This is a genomic window from Sulfitobacter sediminis, from assembly GCF_040811725.1.
Taxonomy (GTDB): Bacteria; Pseudomonadota; Alphaproteobacteria; order Rhodobacterales; family Rhodobacteraceae; genus Sulfitobacter; species Sulfitobacter sediminis.
Window position 1 is genome coordinate 1 of the sequence record NZ_JBFNXX010000033.1, and the last position, 21,014, is coordinate 21,014.

Sequence of the window (21,014 nt, forward strand, 5' to 3'; positions counted from 1 at the left end):
CTGAGAGGAGCGGCCTTGCGGCTTTGGGCTTCGCTCATCGGCAGCTCTGACCCAGACTTCTTCAACACTATCCGGACGAACCGGCCTTTCGCGCTTATTCTGCGAAAGACCGGATTGGAGCTATTGTCGCATATTTCGGGGACAGATTTGCTCCGAGCCACGCAACGCCACGGCGCCGTTGTTCCCTACCAGTAATTCTGCTGAATGAAGTTTGGCTTTGTCTCATCGTAGGCAGAGCTCGTGCCGAGATCGCCGGGCGTCAAACCGGTGTCTCTTAAGAGCTGTTCGGCGAGCTTCGGATCGTTGATCCAAGTCGGCATCGACCCACGATTTGGAGCCTTTTTCGCTGCGAAGGAACGGAGGATTTCAGGGATGGAAGTTTCGAGGCGGTTCAGGGTGGCTACGAACATCGGTGGTCTCCTTATGCTGATGTCTTGAAGTCATGGAAACAGAGTGCGCCAATTCGTGATCAGCTGCTTGATGGAAGCGTGATGATTTCTTGGTGATTGCGTGGGGATTGATTATTCTTGCCCTCATGGAATTTGCATTTGGAGACTTCGTTCTTGACTTGAACCGTGGCGAGCTCCGCGATGCGCGAGGCCCGGTGTCGGTTGAGCCGCGGGCATTTGGGTTGTTAGTCCATATGGTCGAACACCAAGGCCGCCTGATCGAAAAGGATGAGCTCATCGCATCCGTCTGGGACGGAAGGATTGTCTCGGATGCCGCGATTTCTACGGCGATCAAGGCGGCGCGGAGGGCTGTCGGGGATGATGGGTCAAAGCCGACTTGGCTAAAGACACTGCGCGGGCGCGGGTTCCGGTTCGATGGTGAAGTACGGATGACCGCGCCGAATGAACCAAAAGAGCGCAAAATAAAGGGCGATTACTCCGCGCCGCATCCTCCGGGCCAAGAAACTGCTGCAAGCCAGGCTTCGAAAACACCGTCAATGGCGATCTTCGATCGTCCAGCAGTTCTTGTCGTTGGCTTCGAGTGTCCGGCAAATAATGCTCCGGACTCGGCATTAGCTCTTGGTTTGGCGCAAGAGGTTCGGCTGAACTTGTCTCACTGGCGGTGGTTTCCCGTGATTGGTCCTGAAGCGGTTGGCTACAAAACCGCCGCTGATATTGACGTGCTTGAAAAGGCTCAAGAATTTGGAGCTGCTTACGTGCTGACCGGTTCTGTTCGGTCAGTCAGAGAAAAAGTTCGTGTGAACGCCACGCTAAGCTCCACCGAAGAAGGCAACTCGATCTGGTCTAGGCACTTCGATGGCGATTTAGAGAATTTGTTTGATTTTGAGGAAGAGGTAAGCCGAGCCATTGTAGCGCAGATTGAACCAGAGCTCTCGCGCGCCAACTCCCAAAGACTTTTTCAAACACGACCCAACGATTTGTCAGCTTGGCAACTACTTCTAGCTGCGGGCGAGTCGCAGCGGCGCGGAGGTGAGGGGTACGGCACACTTGCTGCCAACGAAGAACAAAAACGATTGGTGACCTTGGCGCTCGAAAAGGAGCCCGGTATGGCGCGCGCCTGGGTATGGCTCGCCAAGTGCTACTGGCGAGAAACGATAATGGGTTGGGCCAAAGACCGTGATGAGGCGCTGAACGCTTCATTGAACGCCTCCCCAAAAGCCATGGAGATCAATCCAGCGAGTTGGGAAGCGCGTTGTTATCGCGCGATTGGGCTTCTGTTTGGACGGCATGAATTCATCGAGTCAGAATTCCATGCGCGCGAGAGCGTTCGCCTCAATCCATCGGACGCACAAGCACGGCACGCGCTCGGATGTGTGCTCGAGAATATCGGAAGAACGGATGAGGCTTTGGAGCATCTGCAAGCCGTGTTCCGTCTTAACCCGAACCATCCAAACTCGGCTGCTGTGTTGGGCGACATTACGACTTGTCACATTTTGCTCGGCCATGACGCCGAGGCGGTTGAGACGGCAGTAAGGCTTGTTGCCTTGGCCCCGAATTATTCCCGCGGCCTGCAGCGGGCCATTGCTGCATTGTCGCAAGCCGGTGAATTCGAGCGTGCGCAGGCCGCGGTCAACCGGCTCAAGACAATTCAGCCGGATTTCAACGAAGATTACGCGCGCAGCACATATCCTTTCAAAGACCCTGAAGTTATGGAGTCATACGTAAAGAGCCTCGAAGCAGCCGGTGCATTTAGCGGGCGAAATTGACGTTAGTGAAAACTGCATCATGGACCATTTTGGGCTCCCAGCCGACTTCGAAGGCATCGCAGCATCCACGAGTTGCGTCTCACAGCTCGCCACCGCTGGCGGGCCTTCGCAGACCTTGACTTGGACCCAGAATGCTGTGTTGCGGTCCGCCATAGCCGCCATTCGCACCACCCAACCCAAATGAATGCTTTTCGTCACGGCTCATGCTGCGCGGGCCAGAGCAGTAGTTTCGAAAGCCACCAACATTCTCATTTCGTGCTGTGATCCATCCCTTGAAATTGACGGATCCCTCATTCGGTAGCTGCTCCGCGGCGCGCAATGCCGGTGGAAGAACTAAGAAGCGGCTCTTACTGACGAACGCTGTTCGCCCAGACCTGCAATGCCCAGCGTCACAACTTCGCCACCCTTGAGATACCGCACCGGCTTCTGTCCCATTCCAACGCCCGGAGGTGTTCCAGTTGAAATGACATCACCGGATTGAAGGCTCATGAAACGGCTGCAGTAGGCGATCAGTTCCGGGACCTTGAAAATCAGTGTCGCGGTATTGCCGCTCTGCATCCGTTCGCCATCGACGTCGAGCCACATGTCCAGGTCGTCTACATTTTCGATCTCGTCAGGCGTCACAAGCCAAGGTCCGGTCGGGCCGAAGGTGTCGCACCCCTTACCTTTGTCCCAGGTGCCCGCCCGCTCGAGCTGAAATTCGCGCTCTGATACATCGTTAATGACACAGAAACCGGCAACGTGGTTCATGGCATTGGCTTCGTCGATGTAAACACCCGGTTCACCGATCACGACCCCAAGTTCCACTTCCCAGTCTGTCTTCTGGCTTCCCCGCGGAATCTGGATCGGGTCATTGGGGCCGACGACCGCCGATGTCCACTTGCTAAAGATGATGGGCTCTTCGGGAATTGGCATTCCGGCCTCTTCGGCATGATCGGCGTAGTTGAGGCCGATGCAGATGTATTTGCCGATATTCCCGACACAGGGGCCAAGCCGAAGATCCTGCTGTGGTGTGCCCTCCACCAGTGGAAGAGCTTCCAGGTCCAGTCCGCCGATCTTTTGCAGGCTGTCGGGCCGCAGGGTATCACCCGCGATATCCGCGACTGTCCCGGAGAGATCGCGCACGCGGCCGGAGTTATCGAGAATGCCCGGTTTCTCGGCACCGGGTGCACCATAGCGGAGAAGTTTCATGGTCTTGTCCTGTTCAAATTTAGTCTATTGGATAGCAAGGAGTAAGCGGTCTCAAGCGGCTTGATCGCCGCCCAAACCAGAGATGGCTTGGATCAGATTGTCCTCGGTGACCTCGTCGGAGGTAAAGGTCCGCATGATCCGACCGGAATACATCGCGATGATCCTGTCCGAGACATGCAGCACTTCGGGCATCTCCGAACTGATGACCATGACCGCGTAGCCCTGTGCGGCAAGTTCGCGCAACAATTTGTGGATCTCGGATTTGCTGCCGACGTCAATGCCGCGCGTGGGTTCGTCTACAATCAGCACATTGGGGTGCATCGACAGCCATTTGCCGATGACGATCTTCTGCTGGTTGCCGCCCGAAAGATTTCCAGCCTGGGCCTTCCAGCCTGGCGTGCGAATGTCCAGCCGGTCACGGTACTGGTCAAAAATGGCTACCTCAGCGCCTTCTGCAACGAAGGGTCCGGCCTTCAGATCGTCTACCTGCGGCAAGGTCATGTTGTCCCGGCAATTCATGCCAAGCACAAGGCCTTGCCCCTTGCGATCCTCGGGTACCAGACTGATGCCGCGGGCGATTGCGTCGGCGGGGGAATGAATACGGACCTCCTCGCGGTCGAGAAGGATTTGCCCGGCGGAAGGATCCCGCAGGCCAAAGAGCGTCTCGGCGATCTCGGTCCTTCCGGCACCGACAAGCCCGTAGAACCCGACGACCTCGCCACGCCGGACTTCGAAGCTCACATCCTGATAGAGCTTGCCGCAGCTCAGACCGCGCACCTCCAGCGCCACGTCCCCCAGTTCGTGGTGGGAGACATTGCGGCTGAGGTCGAGCTTGCGTCCGATCATCATCTGGGTGACCGATTCCTCGGTGCTGTCCGCCGTGGCGACGGTGCCCTGATACTGGCCATCCCGCAGAACCGAGATACGGTCGGTGATCTTGAAGATCTCCTCCATCCGGTGGGAAATGTAGATGATCCCTACGCCGTCGCGCTTCAGATCCGCGATCACGTCGAAGAGCACGACTTTCTCCGCGTCGGTGAGTGACGCGGTCGGCTCATCAAAGATCACGGCCTTGGCGTCCACGGTCAGGGCACGGGCAATCTCAACCATTTGCTGGTTCGCGATGGAAAGGTCTCCGACGCGGGTCTTGGCATCGAAGCCCACATTCAGCTTCTTGAGGATCGCGTTGGTCTTTTCGGTTAGCTTCGCCCAGTCGACCCGGCCGAAGCTTTTGCGGGGCAACTCGCCCAGGTAGATGTTCTCGGCCACCGTCAGTTCCTCGGCGAGGCTGAGTTCCTGGTGAATGAAGACGATTCCCTTGGCCTTTGCCTCCAGCGGACCGGCCATGACGACCCGATCGTCGCCCATGTAGATATGTCCACCATCGGGTTGATAGATACCGCCCAGCACCTTCATCAGGGTGGATTTCCCGGCACCGTTTTCGCCCATGAGCGCGTGCACTTCGCCGGGCATCACCGAGAATGATACATCGTCGAGGGCGCGCACGCCGGGGAAGGTCTTTACGATATTGTCGAGGTGGAGGACGGGTCTTGCGTCGGTCATACCTTCAACTCCTCTTTGCCTTTGACGTTGAGCTGACGGTCAAGGAACAGCACGGCGATCAGGATAAGGCCGATCACGAGGTTCACTGTCGATGTATCCGCGCCGATGTGACCCAGACCTTTACGCAGTAGCTGGATCGCGATGACACCGCCAAAGGTGCCGATCACGTTGCCAGCGCCGCCGGTGATCTTGGTGCCGCCCAGCACGACGGCGGTGATCACCCAAAGTTCGTAGAGCTGGCCGTCATTGGGGTTAACGGAGCCACTTTCGGAATAGAAAACCACCGCCGAAAGGGCTGCCAGAAAGCCGATGATCGCGAAGTTGACCATCATGTGCGGCCCCACGCGGATACCCGCGTTTACCGCCGCTTCCCGGTTGTCCCCGATGGCATAGGCGTTGCGGCCGTGCACCGTCTTGCTCATCAGGAACCAGATCGCGAGTGTCACCGCCAGCAGGAACCAGGAGGCCGTTGCCAAACCCAGAAACTCCGCCTCGGCGAAATCCACCAGCGTCCAATTCAGGTGGCTCGTGGGGTTCTCCCCGTTGAACATGAAGACGATGCCCCGGAAGCCGAGCATGGAGCCCAGTGTGACGATGAAGGCGTCAACGCCGGTCTTCCAGACGATCAGTCCGTTCAGCGCGCCCAGGAGCGTTCCGACCAGCAGCGCCAGAAGCCAGGCAACCGGGATGACCCAGTCGCCGAGACCCGCGAAGATGGGCCAGGTCATGCTGTCGAGCAGGATGATCGCGGCGATGGCGAAGGTGGCACCGACCGACAGGTCGATGTTGCCGTTCACCATGACGATGGTCATCCCCATGGCGATGATCCCGATGGGCGCCGACTGCTTGAGCAGGAGCAGCATGTTCTCCCAATCCATGAAGGCCTTATCGGAGAGGGACATGAACTCGCCCGCGACGCTGAAAAAAATCAGCTCGAGCACGATAAAGCCCCAGATTGCGCCGTTCTTGAGCGCCTTGGACAGTGTTCCCGGTTGCATGACGAACCCTCCCTTACGCGATCGGTGACCAGAGCTTGCCGCGCTTGGCCGCGATATCGAGCCAGACAGCAAGGATGATGATGATCCAGGTCACCACGAACTGGACGTAGAACTGCAGTCCCATGAGCAGGAGGCCATTCTGGATAAAGCCAAGGATCAGGACGCCGATCACCGTCTTGAAGATCGTGCCGGATCCGCCCAGCAGGGAGGCCCCGCCAAGAATGACAGCGGCAAGCACCTCGAGCTCAAGCCCTTGTCCAACGGTATTCTGCGAACCCAGCGACCGGCTGGCCTGGATCAGACCCGCTGTGGCCACGCAGGCGGCGGAGATAAGATAGCAATAGAAAACGGTCCGCGCGCGCGGAATGCCGGAGAATGTCGCGGCCGTCCCGTTGCCGCCCACGGCATAGACCTTGCGCCCAAAGGGTGTCTTGGCCAGCGTCATGCCAAGAAGGGCGGCAAGGATCAGGAAGATTAGGATCGGTACCGGAATACCCAGTGCCGTGCCCTGGCCGAAGACGCTGAACCAGGTGCCCTCCTTGTCAGCGATGTCCATGTTCTGGCCACCAGAGTAGGTGAGCGTCAGACCGTGAATGGCAGAAAGCATGCCGAGCGTCACAATTAGTGAATTGAGCCTCAAGTATCCGACCAAGAACCCGATGAAGGCCCCCAGGCAGAGGGTCATGGCAAACATGGCGGGGATTGCCATGAGTGGGCCGATCTTATCGTGCAGATCCAGCACCACGATGGTGGAGAAGGACATCATGGATCCAACGGACAGGTCCAGATTGCCGCTGATCACCACAAAAGTAACCCCAAGCGCCATGACGCCGAGGATCGCAGAAGAGCGGATCACGCTCAGCACGTTGTCCACCGATAGGAATTTCGGATTGGCGACGGTAAAGGCGAAGATGAAGAGCACGAAGGCAATCAGGATCCCCTGTGTGGCCAGGATCGTGCCGAGCCTTTGTTTGGTCAGTGTTGCCATTTTTCCCTCCCTAGGGTTGTCGGCGCCATCAGTGGGCCGACACTGGTCATTGCTTCTTGCGACCTGTCAGACCAGCGTCATGCCGCCGTCAATCATCACGATCTGGCCGGTCATGTAATCGCTGTCATTTGAGGCAAGAAAGGTCGTCGTTCCTGTAATGTCTTCCGGCCTTGCGACGCGCCCCTTCAGGATCTCGGCCGAGAACTCCTCCATCGCCTGACCCGGACGGTCGGCGGCGCCGATCTCCATCAGGTCCTGATCGACCTGCTCCCACATCTCCGTGGCAACCACCCCGGGGGCAAAGCCCGTCACGGTGATATCATGCTTTGCCAAATCGCGGGCACCGGATTGCGTCAGCGATACCACCGCCCATTTCGAAGCGCAGTAGGGGGCGACATTGTCAAACCCCTGGCGGCTGGCGATTGAGGCGGTGTTGATGATCTTGCCGCCGTGCCCCTGTGCGATCATCTGGCGCGCGGCCTCCTGCATTCCGATCATGCAGCCCAGGCCATTCACCCCCATGATAAAATTCCAGTTCTCCTCGGTCACGTCGAGGAAATTCATCGGCTTGTTGACGCCTGCGTTGTTGAACTTCACATCGAGCCGACCGAAGGTTTCAACGGTGTGGGCGATCATGGCCCTCACCTGGTCGCGGTCCGTTACGTCTACCTTCACCGAAGTGACACTTGCTGGGTCGCGGTCCGGGCGGCTTCGGTTTGCCTCTGCAACCTCGGCGACCTTATCGCCGTTCAGATCGGCAAAACATACCTTTGCGCCTTCATCGAGCAGGGCCTCTCCGATTGCGCGCCCTATGCCCTGAGCAGCACCGGTGACGATGCAGACACGTTCTTTGACACGTCCCATGACGTAGTCTCCCCCCTTTGATAATCCCTTCTTAGAAAAGCTTACGGGGCGCGGCCGGAGCCACGCCCCGCAGGCGGGAGGAGCCTTAGAAGACGGGCTTTGTGAATTCGTCCATGTTTTCCTGAGTAATCTTCGGCGTGTCGAAGTAGTTCAGGAAGGGCAATTCCTTGCCGTCGAGGATGTCGATGGCGGTCTGAAGTGCGGCCCGGGCGTCATCGACGGGCGACTGGTAGATGGAACCCCAGTAGTCACCTGCGGCCATCGCCTCGTACCCAACGGCAAAGTTCGTGGCCCCCACGAAGATGATGCCGTCACGGCCAGCTGCTTTGGCAGCGTTCAGGGCGCCGACACCCATATTGTCGTCACCGGCATAGACACCGTCAATATCGTCATACTTGACGAGGAAGGCCTCCATCACCTGCTGCGATTTTTCGCGGTTCCAGTCGCCAGGCTGGGTATCGACGATGGTCACATTCGGGCAAACCTCGGGCAGGCGATCCTCAAAGCCCTTGGCACGCTCAATGGCAGTTGTGTAGCCGGGCTGGCCGGTGATGTGCACCACCTGAGCTTCGTTCTCGATGCCCATGTCCTTGAACTTGTCGCACATGATTTCGGCAGAGCGCGCGCCCTGCGTGATATTGTCGGGGCCGGAGAAGGACTTGACGAAGTCAAAACCCTGCTCCGCGATATTGGAGTTAGTCACGACGACCGGAATTCCGGCCTGGTGCGCTTTGCGGACCGCGGGGATCACGGCCTCGCCGTTGGTGGGCCAGATGATGATGGCGTCGACCTCTTGCTGGATCAGGTCTTCCATTTGGGCGATCTGGCGGGCCACATCACCACCTGCATCGAGAACAACGGTCTCGACCGCATCATTGGCATCGGCGGCCTCGATAAAGGCTTTTTCGTAGGTGGTCTGATAGCTGTCCACGCCGACGTTATTCTGTGTGATGCCGATCTTCATCGTTTCGGCGGATGCGGCGCTGGCCATGACGACCAAAGCTGTAGTTGCGGCAAGTGCGTTGCGAAGTTTCATTGAGGTCTCCTCCCGGATGTTCCGTATTTCATTCCTGGTCTCCCAGCATCCCTCCGATGCTGAAGAATCTTCCGGCACGCCGGATGACTGTCGAGCAATCTGCAGGTTCCGCCCCATCCAAAATGCAAAAAAATGTCCATATCGGCTAAAAAAATATCCGTTTTGAACATTTTCGGAATACGCTGGCCCAACCGTTTTGGACATTTTGGAAAGGACGCGAGATGAGCGGGCATCAGACATTCAGTACGGACAAATCACCAGCGCGGCGCGCGAGACAAAAGCGGAAAAGGCCTGACAGCCAGATGAATGACATGGGGGGACATACTTTATCCAGTTCGATTTCGCCACAGGCGAGATCGGAACTACTGGATACCCTGTCTTTCCTCGATGAATTCAATGACGAGCTGGAACATACGCTTGATATCACCGCGCCAAATCCGCACCTGCGAATGGCGCTGTTTCTTCTGGACGGTCACTTCGCGGGAAAGACGATTACGCCCACGGCCCTTATCGGCGCGAGCCGCGTGCCCTATGCCACGGCCAATCGCAAGATGAAGGAGATGGTCGAGGCTGGCTTGATCGAACAGCGGCCCCGGACCAAGACCGGCAAGAGTTTTTCCATGCACCCCAGCGAGAAACTGCTTGAGCAGTGGGTGCAGGTCTCGGGGCGCATCCGTCGCCTGGCCGAAGCCCGCTTTGGCGGGCGAAAGCGCACGGATGAGACCAAGGATTACTTCTTCGGCGGCAGCTACATTGCGGCGCAATCCATTCCGCCGCTGAATGTCCTGAGCGAACCGCTGAAGGTACCCGGCGGCATCCGGGCCCTCGTACACGGCGATCCGACCTTTATGGTTATGGAGACCCTCAAGCGCCAATTTGAACAGGTCATTGGCGCCCAGATCAGCCAGCGCGCTTTTTCCATCGACCGTCTGCGCGAAGAGGCGCTGCGCAATGCCGAGCGTCCCGCCAGCCGCTATGACCTCATCGCGGTGGACCTGCCCTGGATCGGGGAGTTCGCAGAGAAGAAGGTATTGCGCCCGCTGCAAGAGGTAATGGACATTGCGCGGCTCGATCCCGCCGATTTCCACACTGCCGGTTGGCAGGCGGCCCACTGGGGCGGTCGCGCCTACGGCGTTCCGGCGCAGACCACACCGGAGCTCTTGTTCTACCGGCGCGATATGTTTGCTGATGCGGGGCTAGAGCCACCTTCAAGCACCGATGAATTACTCAAGGCTGCGCGTGCTCTGCACAATCCGCGCCGGGGATTCTACGGCATCGCCTGGAATGCGGCGCGGGGTACGGCGCTGGGCCACACCTTTTTGATGGCCCTGGCCGATTTCGGCCAGCCGGTTCTGGACCTGCCCGAGATTGCGGGCGGCTTTGACACCAGTCGCCTGTCCGAGGGGGGTTACCGGATCACGATAGATACAGATGCGGGCCTGCAGGCTGCAGAATTCCTGATGGAGCTTCTGCGTTATTCACCGCCCGATATCCTTTCGATGTCCTGGTACGAGCGGGTCCGCCCCTATGCCGAGGGCAATATCGCCATGGCCTACGGCTATACGCTGCTGGCCCCCTATTTTGAGCTCGACGAAAGCTCTCCCGCCTATCGACAGACTGGGTACTTGCCGCACCCAGCAGGTCCCGGCGCGGGCCAGATCGCGCCTGTAGGCGGCTACGTCCTGGGAATTCCGGCCAACCTGCCCGAGGAGCGTGTCGCCGCTGCGGTCGAGGCATTGACAGTTTTCACCTCGCCCGAAGCACAGAAGCTCTTTGTGCAGCACGGCAGCCGTACCAATCCACGCTATTCCGTCGGCTCGGATCCCGAAGTACGCCGCGCCTCGCCAATTTTCGAAGCGGTCGATGCCATGTCCTGGCACGATGAGCTGCAATTCTGGCCGCGCCCGCCGATCCCCGAGATCGGCGATATCATCCGGATCTGCGGCCAGGAATTTCACGACATGCTCCGCGGGATCACAACCCCGCGCGAGGCTTTGCGCACGGCTCAGTCACGGGCCGATGCGCTGATTCATCAGAACGAACAACCGTGACATCAAGGAGGAGACACCATGGACCCCAATCGCCTGAAAGGTAAGAATATTCTAATCACCGGTGCCGCGCGCGGCATGGGGGCGGGCAATGCGGAGGCCTTTGCGGCGCAGGGGGCGAACGTCTGCCTTGGGGACCTCGATGTAGATGAGGCGCAGAAGGTCGCGGACCGAATCAACGAGGCCGGAAACGGCAAGGCCATCGCCGTGAAGATGGATGTGACCAAGCGCGAGGACAACGCCGCCGCCGTCGCCGCCACAGTCGAGGCTTTCGGTTCGATCAATGTGGGCCTCTTCAACGCGGGCCTGAACAAGCCCCGGTTCTTCATGGATATCGACGAAGACAACTGGGACATGATCATGAACGTCAACACCAAGGCCATGTGGCTCGGCATGCAAGAAACCGCCAAGCAGATGATCGCCCAGGGTCCGATGGTAGATCATCCCTACAAGCTGATCAACGTGGGCTCCATCGCGTCGCGCAAGCCGCTGGTGGATGTCACCGTTTACTGCACCTCCAAGTATGGCTGTCTGGCGCTCACCGAATGCGGCGCGCTGGGTTTGGCGGAACACAACATCACCGTGAACGGATATGCCCCCGGAGTGGTGGTCACCCCGCTTTGGGAGCAGCTCGACAAGGATCTGGTCGAGATCGGCTTCAAGGAACGCGAAGGCCAGGCCTACGACGACATCGTCGAGAACAACCTCGTGATCAAGCGCGTGTCCTATCCGAAAGACATCATCGGAACGGCCTCTTTCCTGGCCTCAGACGATAGCGACTACATGACCGGCCAGATGATCTCGATCGACGGTGGCTGGGTCACGAAGTAAGCGACTAACCAACTGATTTTCATGCAAAACGGGTGCGATCTGCCGTGCCCGAAAGGAGACAACTATGTCACGTGCCCTGATGCCGAACATGCTTACCCCTCAGGACCTCGAACCGAACTGGGAATGGCGCGACAAGCTGCCCGCCTGGGGCCATACCTCGGTCGATTTCGAACGCCGGATCGACCATGACCGCCTGCGCCGCTACCGGCTGGCCCGGACGCGGCAGGCACTGAAGAACTCGAACGCTGGCACGCTCCTGCTCTTCGATGTGAACAACATCCGCTACGTCAGCGCCACCAAGATCGGCGAATGGGAACGGGACAAGATGTGCCGTTTCTGCCTGCTCACGGGCGACGACTCCCCCTACGTCTGGGACTTCGGCTCGGCGGCGATGCACCACAAGCTCCATTCCGACTGGTTGGAGCCCGATCATTGCCTTGCGGGCGTTGTCGGCATGCGCGGCACCATTCCGCCGGAATTCGGCCTGATGAAGAAATACGCCAAGCAGATCGCGCAGCTGATCAAGGATGCAGGCATGGCGGACATGCCGGTGGGTGTGGACTACGCAGAAACGGCCATGTTCCACGCACTGCAGGAAGAGGGGCTACACGTGGTCGACGGTCAGCAGATCATGCTGGCGGCACGCGAGATCAAGAACTGGGACGAGATCCAGCTTCTGACCCAAGCCGCCTCCATGGTCGATGGCGTCTATCACATGATCTACGAAGAGCTGAAGCCGGGTGTGCGGGAGAATGACATCGTCGCCCTGTCGAACAAGATGCTCTACGAGATGGGCTCCGATGACGTCGAGGCGATCAACGCCATCTCGGGCGAGCGCTGCAACCCGCACCCCCACAACTTCACAGATCGCTACTTCCGCCCCGGTGACCAGGCCTTCTTCGATATCCTGCAGTCCTATCAGGGCTACCGCACCTGCTACTACCGGACCTTCAACATCGGCCGCGCGACACCGGCCCAGAACGATGCCTACGTGAAGGCGAGGGAATGGATCGACGCCTCGATCCAGGCAATCAAGCCCGGTGTGACCACGGATCAGGTGGCCAAGCTCTGGCCCAAGGCGGAGGAGTTCGGCTTCCCGAACGAGGACGCGGCCTTTGGCCTGCAGTTTGGTCATGGCCTGGGCTTGGCCCTGCACGAGCGTCCCATCATCAGCCGCGCGGTCAGCCTCGATCACCCGATGGAAATCCAGACCGGCATGGTCTTTGCCCTTGAGACCTACTGCCCGGCGGCAGACGGTTACTCGGCGGCACGGATCGAGGAGGAGGTCGTCGTAACCGAAACCGGTTGCGAGGTGATCAGCCTCTTCCCCGCCGAAGACCTGCCCATCGCGAACCGGTACTGACCATGGGCACTCCCTTTGACCTCACGGGTCGCAAGGCCCTCGTGACCGGCGGCGCGACAGGCATCGGCGAGGGCATCGCCCTCGGCCTTGCCGCCGCCGGAGCCGATATTGCTCTGACCTACCGTAGCCATGCCCCCGGCGACACGATCGCCAGGATCGAGGCACTGGGCCGCCAGGCCCATGCGGTGCAGGCGGATTTCACCGGGATGGACGAGGGCGCGGCAGGGGAGGTCGTGGACTTCGCTGCCGAAGCCCTCGGCGGTCTCGACATTCTGGTCAACAATGCGGGCATCATCCACCGGGAAGACTCGGTGGAGATGCCCCTTGAAGAATGGCGGCGCGTGCTTTCGGTCAATCTCGATTCCGTCTGGTTGCTGTCCCAGGCCGCAGGTCGCCGGATGGTGCCCCAAGGCAGTGGAAAGATCGTGATCGTCGCTTCGGTTCTGGGATCACAGGGGGGCCTGAGAGTGCCCGCCTATGCCTCCAGTAAGCATGCGGTGATCGGCCTGACCAAGGCGCTCTGCAACGAATGGGCGGGGACCGGGGTCAATGTGAACGCCATCGCGCCGGGCTATACCGCGACCGACAACACCCAGGCCCTCAGGGACGACCCGGAGCGCGCGAAGGCCCTGCTGGAACGCATCCCCGCGGGCCGTTTCGCCGACCCATCCGAGATGGCCGGTGCCGCCGTTTTCCTGGCCTCCGACGCTGGCTCCTACTGCCACGGCAGCGTGGTGACGGTGGATGGCGGATGGCTGGCCCGATGAGAGAGGACACATGGAACAGACACTGACAGGAAAAACCGCCCTCGTGACCGCAGCCGGGAACGGCATTGGCCGCGCTTCCGCTGAGGCGCTTGCCGCGCGGGGGGCCAAGGTCATCGCTACGGATATTGACGGTGCGGCGGTAGAGGACCTCGCCTCAAAGACTGACGGCATAACCGCCCACCGGCTCGACGTGCTGGACGCGGAGGCAGTAGCGGCCCTGGTCGCGTCCCTGCCGCCGCTGCAAGTCCTCGTCAATTGCGCGGGCTGGGTGCACGACGGCACGATCCTCGATTGCGACGATGCGGTTTGGGACCGATCCTTCGATCTCAATGCAAAGGCGCTCTTTCGTATCACCAAGGCGGTCCTGCCGGGCATGCTAGAAAAGGGCGCAGGCTCCATCGTCAACATCGCCTCCATCGTCTCGAGTGAGAAGGGCGCGCCGCGCCGCTTTGCCTACGGATCGTCGAAGGCCGCGATCATCGGAATGACCAAGGCCATCGCCGCAGACTTCGTGAAAGAGGGCATAAGATGCAATGCAATCTGCCCCGGCACCGTGCAAAGCCCTTCCCTGGAAGACCGGCTGCGGGCCACGGGCGACTTTGACAAGGCCCTCGCCGCCTTCAAAGATCGTCAGCCGATGGGCCGCCTAGGCACGCCGGAGGAGATCGCCGAGGTGGTCTGCTACCTTGCCGGAGACATGTCGGCCTTCACGACCGGGCAGGCCATTGCCGTCGATGGCGGGTGGTCGATCTGATGCGACTGGACCGCGCGGCCTCAATTGACGATCTGCGGCTTATGGCAAAGCGCCGTATTCCGCGCTTTGCTTTCGACCTGGTCGATGGCGGGGCGGAGAACGAGCGCAACTTGCGCCGTAATAGCGAGGCCTTTGAGGAGGTCGAACTGACGCCGCGCTACATGGTCGATGTCTCTGAAATCGACACGCGGGCAAAGTTTTTCGGCAAGACCTATGACTTGCCCTTTGGCATGGCGCCTATCGGTATGCTCAACGCCTTTTGGCCCAACGCGGATCTCTCTCTCGCGCGGCTCTGTGCGCGGCAGAACATCCCTTACGTCGCCAGCTCCGCGGCTTCCACCACACTGGAAGAGCTGGCCGAAGCAGCAGAGGGCAATGCCTGGTTCCAGCTCTATGTCTCCAGCGATGATGCGGTCACCGAAGGCTTGATCGCCCGGGCCGGAGCGGCGGGTTACGACACGATGATCGTGACCGCCGACGTGCCCGCTGCGGGCAAGCGTGACCGGGACATCCGCAACCAGCTGGCCGTGCCTTTCCGGATAACCCCGGAGGTTCTGCTGGGGCTTGCCCTAAACCCGCGCTGGTCGCTTGAGACACTGCGCCACGGCAAACCGAACATCGCCAACTACGCGGACCTGCTGCAGAGCGCCACTTCCTACGCTGAGGTACAAAAGACCCTGATCACGCCAGGCTTCACCTGGGAGGCGCTGAGAAAGCTGCGGGACCGCTGGGGGGGAAAGCTCCTGGTCAAGGGCATCCTGCATCCCGAGGATGCGATCAAGTGCGCGGAGTTACAATGTGAAGGTATCGTTGTCTCCAATCACGGCGGCCGACAGGTCGCCTTCGGCCCGCCGACGATCGAAGCGTTGCCCCGCATCGCCCAAGCCGTTGGCGGCAAGATTGGCATTGCCATAGACAGCGGCATCCGTCGCGGCGCGGACCTGCTGAGAGCGAAAGCGCTTGGGGCCGACTTCTCATTTGCGGGCCGGGCGCTGGCCTATGGCGTCGGCGCCGGAGGGGCCGCAGGCGGCAAACGCGCGCTCGATATTCTTCAACTTGAGCTGGTTCGGGCACTTGGTCAGTTGGGGGTAACCTCATTCGCTGAAATCGGGCCTTCAGTACTATCCCGCTGATACCTTCAAGCAAGAGCGTCTGTCGCAGCAAGTCACTGCTAGCTGAAGAGAATTTCAGACAAACTCCGAATAGCGCGGTGGCAATCGGCTTTCACCAAAGCCAATTCAGAAGCTCAAAAAGAGCTGCCAATCATGTCGACATTTCGATTAAGGCAATTCGAAGTCTAGCGGTTTGTTAGCTCGAGCCCGCCCGCGGTCCAGATGCGAGTGATCTGAAAAACTTCCAAATTCGATGGCTTCTTCAGGCTCGAAGAGGCCCTGCAGTATTGCTTAGCGCGGCTGGGTTTTGAATGCTCTGGTATGTCCACTTCCCGCGTTTGCCCAGGACGGATTCGCGGCTGCAGAGAAGGTCCGGTTTCCGCCCTTCGCGTCGAATGCTGCAGCAGAAACCAGGGCCTGAGATGGGCTCCTTTGGGTCATCCGAGGCTTTTCATCAGATGACCGGAATGCTGCCGTCAGCGGCCACTCATGACTGGCTCGCGCCGAAGCAACGTCCGCTTTCGCGCTGCAACGCCCGCCTTTGCCAACACCGGCCACTCGTTTTGACTGCGTCCGATGTCTCAGAAGCGGTACGGACCAGACATTCACTTGAACATACTTCGCGGGACCTTTGGGGTTGTGATCATAGAGGGCCGCCTAGGGCAAAGAGGCAATCTCCACGCTGGGCGTGCGCGTGTAGGCGCCGCGCCAGCACAATACCGTCGGCGGCGAAGTGGTAAAGCGATGCCGGTTTCTCCGGTGACAACAGATCAAACATCCTGAGCGAGGGCTGGCCCGCCGAAACGGTATCGCCGATCTCGGCCAACGGTTCGGCCCAGCCCGCCTCCGTCGCGTAGACGAACAACTCAGGCCGGTTGAAGGTCACAAACTGCGTCTCGACCTCCTGCTCCGGGGGACGCGAAAGAATCCGGTGCTTGAGGATGCCAAGATGCAACAGGACGTTCTCCAGCGCGTTCGTCGTATCGCGCACCGATTGCGGGGTCAGGCTCCCTCCTCCTCCAAATTCCCCGCCGATCGCGAGCTTACCGGCGCGCCGCGCCTGGCCAATTGCAGTTGGGCTCGCCGCGTCGGTGTCGATCAGGAAAACGTAGGGCAGCCCCATCGCAGTGAGGGCTGCGCGGGTTGCCGGATCAATCTCCGCGCCGGGCTCTCTCTGGGTCAGTCCGCATCCGATGTGCGCCATCGAAGTGCCACCGGCGTGAAAGTCGAACACCGTGTCATGCCTCGGTATGATCTCTTGCGAGATGAAAGCAGCGATCTGCTCTGTCGGCATGCCACCCACCGATCCCGGGTAGGACCGGTTCAAGTTCCCCCCATCGAAGGGCGAGCACCGCGCGTGGCCCGCGATTGCAGGTGCATTGAGCGCCGGAAAGATCGTGATGTTGCCCGATATGTCCTCGGGGGACAGCGCTTGTAGAAACTTCGTCAGAACTGTCGGCCCTTCGTATTCGTCACCGTGATTGCCGCCGAGCAACAGGATCGAGGGCCCTTCGCCGGTCCGGAGACGCCAGAAGGGCACTTGGATTTGGTAGTAGGGCGATCGATCCACGGAATGCGGAACAGCGATGGTTCCGGATGATAGCCCGATCCGCTCGAAGTCGATCGTTCCGATGGCACCCTTGAACATCCCACGCTCCCTCCCGGCGGTTTCGGATTGACGCTACCACGTCGTCGTAAGGAAGGGCCACAATGACCTGAATTGCTGAAATTCGAGGGACCGGACCTCTTTTCAGCGCATCCGCCAGCGGGTCGAATTAGGTTCGGCAAAACCCCACTGGCACCCAAGCCGCAAAGAAGGCCAATTCTGTCTAAGTCATTTCCCCCGCACGCGTTCCGCTACACTACCCGTACCGGTTCGGCTGGTGACTGACATCAGCACCACGTTCTTGAAGAATACGCTCAGTTTTATGAAGCTTAAGCGGGGCCGCTCTGTACCAGACACCAGCCATTCGCGGCGACGGCGTCCGCGGTCTAAGGTGCGGGACCAAGCGGGCTGCGAGGCTTGGCTTCAGTTGGCGTGCGCCCGGACATTCCGAAGACAATCAAGGAACCTTCGCACCTCAGTCGACCAGCCCCAGTTGCCGGGCGATTGTTGCGCTGTCGTAATAGTCTCGACCTTCTACAACCTTTCCGTCCTTGACCCGCATCACGGAACAATAGCGGACTTCCGCGCGTCGTCCTGTTGGCTGAAAGTCTCCAAGACTTGAACGCAGAACGCCCGTGTGAGTGCCCGTGTTGCGGAACTCGACGGTAGCCCATTCCCCATCCATGCTGACAATAACGTTCTCAACCTTGCAGAGCCCGTCCGGGAAAGCCTCGCGCCAGCGCTCGTAGTCGGCCTTGTACGCTTCCTTGCCTGGCAAGCTTTCACCACGGGCAACATCCTCGAAGTCGCAATCTTCCGCGATGACCTCTGCGCCGCGATCGGGATCGCGCATGTCCCACGATTCATGGAATTGACGAACGATTTTCTCAGTTGGATGCATGACCCGGACCTTTGCACAATGATTTGTGCCGACAGTAATAAATTGCTCTTGGCAGTCCAAAGGAAAGTCGGCAAAGGTCTCTCCTGAGACATCTGATCAAAATGGTCGGATGATCGGTGACCACGGGAAGGTCAGCTTTTGATCTGCTAAGACTGCACTTAGCAACACCGGCCCTCCGCTGCGGTTGCACTCGATGTCTCAGAAGCGGGACAAAGCACTATTGCGCGACAAGTGCTTCAATGTCCGCAATGAGGAACATGCCAGCAATATTCGGATGCTTCCGGAGCACTAAAGGTGTCAGGCTTGAGAGCCCTACTTTTTCGGACGTTGGCTAAGAGTTGACGTTCACTCCCTACTAGCCCGACACGATCGAGCGCCTTGTGCGATCAGGTGCCGGACAAGTGCTTGTCGACCAGCCGTTGCACCATCGGCGCGAAATGCCAAAAGTCGGGTGTCTCCATCCCCGCGACCTTCCCTGCCTCGTCGAGATATCGAACGGCGATGATCTCCTTGAGGTTCGGGTTCTTTTCGAACTCGGTCACTTCTTCGGGCGACATTGGGCCGCCCTGCAGGTTCAATGAATGGATCGAGGCCTCGGACAGGCGCTTGAAATACTCGGGGCGGGTCGCGCAGAGGTAACGCTTTGCCGCGACGTGGTATCGGCAGCAATCGGTCACGACAGAAGGAAAGAACCGCTCCAACACCTGGGCGCCTGCGTCCTCGTGATGGCGGTCCTCGGTGTCCTCCATTGTGAAGGTGCCAAATTCGCTTGTGAAATGGCCGATGTCGTGCAGCAGTGCGCCGACGATGATTTCTTCGGGCTGGCCGTTGCGCTCGGCGATCGTCGCGCCCTGCAGCATGTGTTCGCCCATGGTCACGGGCTCGCCCAGATATTCCTCACCGCCGCGCCGATCGAAGATCGAGCCGATGAAGGCGACAATTGTCTGAGTGGTCAGATTGTTGATATCGGGCCTCATTCCGCAGCCTCCAGCACGCCCTCGCGGCAAATCGCGTCATAGGCGGAACGCAGCCCGTCCTTATCAGCGTAACAGCCTTGCAGCCAGCGCGTCCCCTCACCAGAATAGCCTTTGCGCGCGTGCAGCACGCGAGTGTTGTCAACGACAAATGCCTCGCCCGGATTCAGGCGGAAGGTCACCTCCATGGCCGTGTCGTCGATGATCTCGCCCAGACGGCGATAGGCGGCGTAATAGGCCTCCATCTTGTCGAAGGGCACATCCGTCACCGCGGCGAAAGAGCGGTTGTTGAAGCGGATACCAATTAGTTCACCGTCCGGCGCCAGTTCGATCATCGGGCGGCGCGAGGTCAGGCAAACGCCCGCCTCACCGGCATATTCGAACCGCGCGCAATGATCGGCCAGCAGGTCGAACCCCTCCGGATTTTCCTCGCGCAGCCGCAGTGCTGCGGCGAACCCGTCGACCACCATGTTCTCGCCCCCCGCGGCAGAGCTTTCGAGGCAGTAGAGAACCTGAATCGTAGGAACAGGGTCTCGATAGGGGTTGTCGGTATGAGCCTGAAGCCCGAGGCCAGTGAAGGCGAGGTTGGTCGGGTTAACCTCGGTCCGCACCTCGAAGTGGCGGCCATAGTTCGTTTCGCGCACATAGCCGAAAAGATCGACGATCCGGAACAGCGCCCCTGGTTCGACCGGCGCGTTCACCACCTTGGCGAAACCATAGCGGACGATCTGACCCAGCCAGTCGCGCAAAGGGGCGCCGCGTTTTTGCAGCAGGGTAAAGTCGCCGCAAGGCACAGCGTCCATCAGCCCCGCATCCCACGGCTCGATCCCATCAGGCAACCAGCCCCGCGCAGCTGACCGTGCGTGCCGGTCATAGGCATGAGCTGCAAGCCAAGCGGGATCGAAGTGAACGGTCTTGTTCTCCGGCACAAAGCGGACATGAAGCGCCCCTTCCGGGGCGATCTTGGCCGCCGCATACGGGTCTCGTCAGGGATGTCGCGCAAAGCAATCAATCGCTGCCCGTTTCCGGAAGCGCGTGTTTCTGCATCCTGCGCATTGTCCCGCAGCCAGATCGCATGAAAACGATGCGGGCCAGTGGCCGTTTCAAGGGTAAGAAAGGTTCCGGACGGATCGACAGCGACTGACGGCATGAGAGGCCCCAATGGTTGATTTCGACTCGGCTGGAGTTTCTCAAGCTCGACCCATAAACTCAAACCATGAGTCTATGGCCTGAGATGTCGTTTGGCTTATGAAAAGGGATCGTCTTCAGATGTCTGCAAAACGTCTGATACCGGTCACTTGGCGATAGTCGGCAGCGCAGCAACTTCCGCCTTTGATTTGCACCAACCGCAATTACCAACACCGGCCATCCGCTGCGGTTGCGTCCGATGTCTCAGAAGCGGACATTTCAGACACTATTGTCGACGCCGATAGTGTGGCACAGTGCCATGAGTTGAAGTCCGAACAGCAAATGGTCAGCGCACAGTCAAATTGCATTCTATATTTCAAAGCGAGGTCAGCAAATGAAAACGACGATCGGAGAAGACGGCATCCCATTCATGCCGATCGAAGATTACGCCAAACTGTCACTCGAAGAACTCGATACGTTGCGAAAACAAACGCCGGTTGTCCGAATGATGCCGTCGCGCGTCTCTGCTTTGAGGGATGAAGACGTTACAAGGCTCGCGGCACATCCAAGCCTTATTCAGGTGCCTGGCGCTGAGTTTTGCAACATTATGGGCATTCCGGACGGGCGTTGTCGTTCGTTTCTTGAAACGTTCATGCTGATGACCAACGGCGACGACCACAAGCACCGTCGCGGCGCATTTGCGCGGGTCTTTGC

At 59.4% G+C, this 21,014-nt stretch carries 18 protein-coding genes and 1 pseudogene; 8 read left to right on the forward strand and 11 right to left on the reverse strand.

What is annotated here, in order from left to right; translation table 11 throughout:
• Positions 1–185: 185 nt before the first annotated feature.
• The gene (locus tag AB2B41_RS21280) at positions 186–410 is read right to left on the reverse strand and encodes a hypothetical protein (protein ID WP_367879846.1); all 225 of its coding nucleotides are present in this window, start codon (positions 408–410) and stop codon (positions 186–188) included.
• A 107-nt stretch (positions 411–517) separates the two neighbouring features.
• Between AB2B41_RS21280 and AB2B41_RS21285 the strand changes: the two genes are divergently transcribed.
• Positions 518–2,176, forward strand: a complete 1,659-nt coding sequence (locus AB2B41_RS21285; protein WP_367879847.1) for a winged helix-turn-helix domain-containing protein — start codon at positions 518–520, stop codon at positions 2,174–2,176.
• A gap of 333 nt (positions 2,177–2,509) precedes the next feature.
• Here the strand turns inward: AB2B41_RS21285 and AB2B41_RS21290 are convergent, their stop codons facing one another.
• From AB2B41_RS21290 to AB2B41_RS21315, 6 genes are all read right to left on the reverse strand, one after another.
• On the reverse strand, positions 2,510–3,367 hold the full coding sequence (locus AB2B41_RS21290; protein WP_367879848.1) for a fumarylacetoacetate hydrolase family protein: 858 nt from the start codon (positions 3,365–3,367) through the stop codon (positions 2,510–2,512).
• 51 nt (positions 3,368–3,418) lie between these two features.
• Positions 3,419–4,930, reverse strand: coding sequence for a sugar ABC transporter ATP-binding protein (locus tag AB2B41_RS21295; protein ID WP_367879849.1), 1,512 nt, complete (start codon positions 4,928–4,930; stop codon positions 3,419–3,421).
• Positions 4,927–5,928, reverse strand: a complete 1,002-nt coding sequence (locus AB2B41_RS21300) for an ABC transporter permease (RefSeq protein WP_367879850.1) — start codon at positions 5,926–5,928, stop codon at positions 4,927–4,929. The genes AB2B41_RS21295 and AB2B41_RS21300 overlap by 4 nt, the downstream gene beginning before the upstream one ends.
• Before the next feature lie 13 nt (positions 5,929–5,941).
• Complete coding sequence (locus AB2B41_RS21305) at positions 5,942–6,916, reverse strand: ABC transporter permease (RefSeq protein WP_367879851.1); 975 nt, start codon at positions 6,914–6,916, stop codon at positions 5,942–5,944.
• Positions 6,917–6,982: 66 nt separating this feature from the next.
• Positions 6,983–7,780: an SDR family oxidoreductase gene (locus tag AB2B41_RS21310; protein ID WP_367879852.1), complete on the reverse strand. Its 798-nt coding sequence runs from the start codon at positions 7,778–7,780 to the stop codon at positions 6,983–6,985.
• 85 nt (positions 7,781–7,865) lie between these two features.
• Complete coding sequence (locus tag AB2B41_RS21315; RefSeq protein ID WP_367879853.1) at positions 7,866–8,816, reverse strand: sugar ABC transporter substrate-binding protein; 951 nt, start codon at positions 8,814–8,816, stop codon at positions 7,866–7,868.
• Between the two features lie 302 nt (positions 8,817–9,118).
• Between AB2B41_RS21315 and AB2B41_RS21320 the strand changes: the two genes are divergently transcribed.
• The 6 genes from AB2B41_RS21320 to AB2B41_RS21345 all read left to right on the forward strand — a co-directional run bounded on the left by AB2B41_RS21320 (position 9,119) and on the right by AB2B41_RS21345 (position 15,712).
• Positions 9,119–10,867: an extracellular solute-binding protein gene (locus AB2B41_RS21320; protein ID WP_367879854.1), complete on the forward strand. Its 1,749-nt coding sequence runs from the start codon at positions 9,119–9,121 to the stop codon at positions 10,865–10,867.
• Positions 10,868–10,885: 18 nt separating this feature from the next.
• Complete coding sequence (locus tag AB2B41_RS21325; protein WP_367879855.1) at positions 10,886–11,695, forward strand: SDR family NAD(P)-dependent oxidoreductase; 810 nt, start codon at positions 10,886–10,888, stop codon at positions 11,693–11,695.
• A gap of 64 nt (positions 11,696–11,759) precedes the next feature.
• Positions 11,760–13,058, forward strand: coding sequence for a M24 family metallopeptidase (locus AB2B41_RS21330; RefSeq protein ID WP_367879856.1), 1,299 nt, complete (start codon positions 11,760–11,762; stop codon positions 13,056–13,058).
• Positions 13,059–13,060: 2 nt separating this feature from the next.
• Complete coding sequence (locus AB2B41_RS21335; protein ID WP_367879857.1) at positions 13,061–13,825, forward strand: SDR family oxidoreductase; 765 nt, start codon at positions 13,061–13,063, stop codon at positions 13,823–13,825.
• Between the two features lie 10 nt (positions 13,826–13,835).
• Entirely contained in the window at positions 13,836–14,579 is a 744-nt protein-coding gene (locus tag AB2B41_RS21340) for an SDR family oxidoreductase (protein WP_367879858.1), read from the forward strand.
• Positions 14,579–15,712 (forward strand): alpha-hydroxy acid oxidase, encoded by a 1,134-nt coding sequence (locus AB2B41_RS21345; protein WP_367879859.1) that lies wholly within the window; start codon positions 14,579–14,581, stop codon positions 15,710–15,712. Before AB2B41_RS21340 ends, AB2B41_RS21345 begins: the two co-directional genes overlap by 1 nt.
• 622 nt (positions 15,713–16,334) lie before the next feature.
• On the opposite strand, the gene AB2B41_RS21350 is transcribed toward AB2B41_RS21345, so the two are convergent.
• The 4 genes and pseudogenes from AB2B41_RS21350 to tmpA form a co-directional block, all read right to left on the reverse strand.
• On the reverse strand, positions 16,335–17,339 hold the full coding sequence (locus AB2B41_RS21350; protein WP_367879860.1) for a M14 family metallopeptidase: 1,005 nt from the start codon (positions 17,337–17,339) through the stop codon (positions 16,335–16,337).
• Positions 17,340–17,772: 433 nt separating this feature from the next.
• Entirely contained in the window at positions 17,773–18,198 is a 426-nt protein-coding gene (locus AB2B41_RS21355) for an ester cyclase (RefSeq protein ID WP_367879861.1), read from the reverse strand.
• Positions 18,199–18,584: 386 nt separating this feature from the next.
• The gene (gene tmpB / locus AB2B41_RS21360) at positions 18,585–19,175 is read right to left on the reverse strand and encodes a (R)-1-hydroxy-2-trimethylaminoethylphosphonate oxygenase (protein ID WP_367879862.1); all 591 of its coding nucleotides are present in this window, start codon (positions 19,173–19,175) and stop codon (positions 18,585–18,587) included.
• A pseudogene (gene tmpA, locus AB2B41_RS21365) lies at positions 19,172–20,322 on the reverse strand (2-trimethylaminoethylphosphonate dioxygenase). The gene tmpB and the pseudogene tmpA overlap by 4 nt, the downstream one beginning before the upstream one ends.
• A 372-nt stretch (positions 20,323–20,694) precedes the next feature.
• Here tmpA and AB2B41_RS21370 point away from each other — a divergent pair.
• A partial coding sequence (locus AB2B41_RS21370; RefSeq protein ID WP_367879863.1) for a cytochrome P450 family protein occupies positions 20,695–21,014 on the forward strand: 320 nt, incomplete at its 3' end.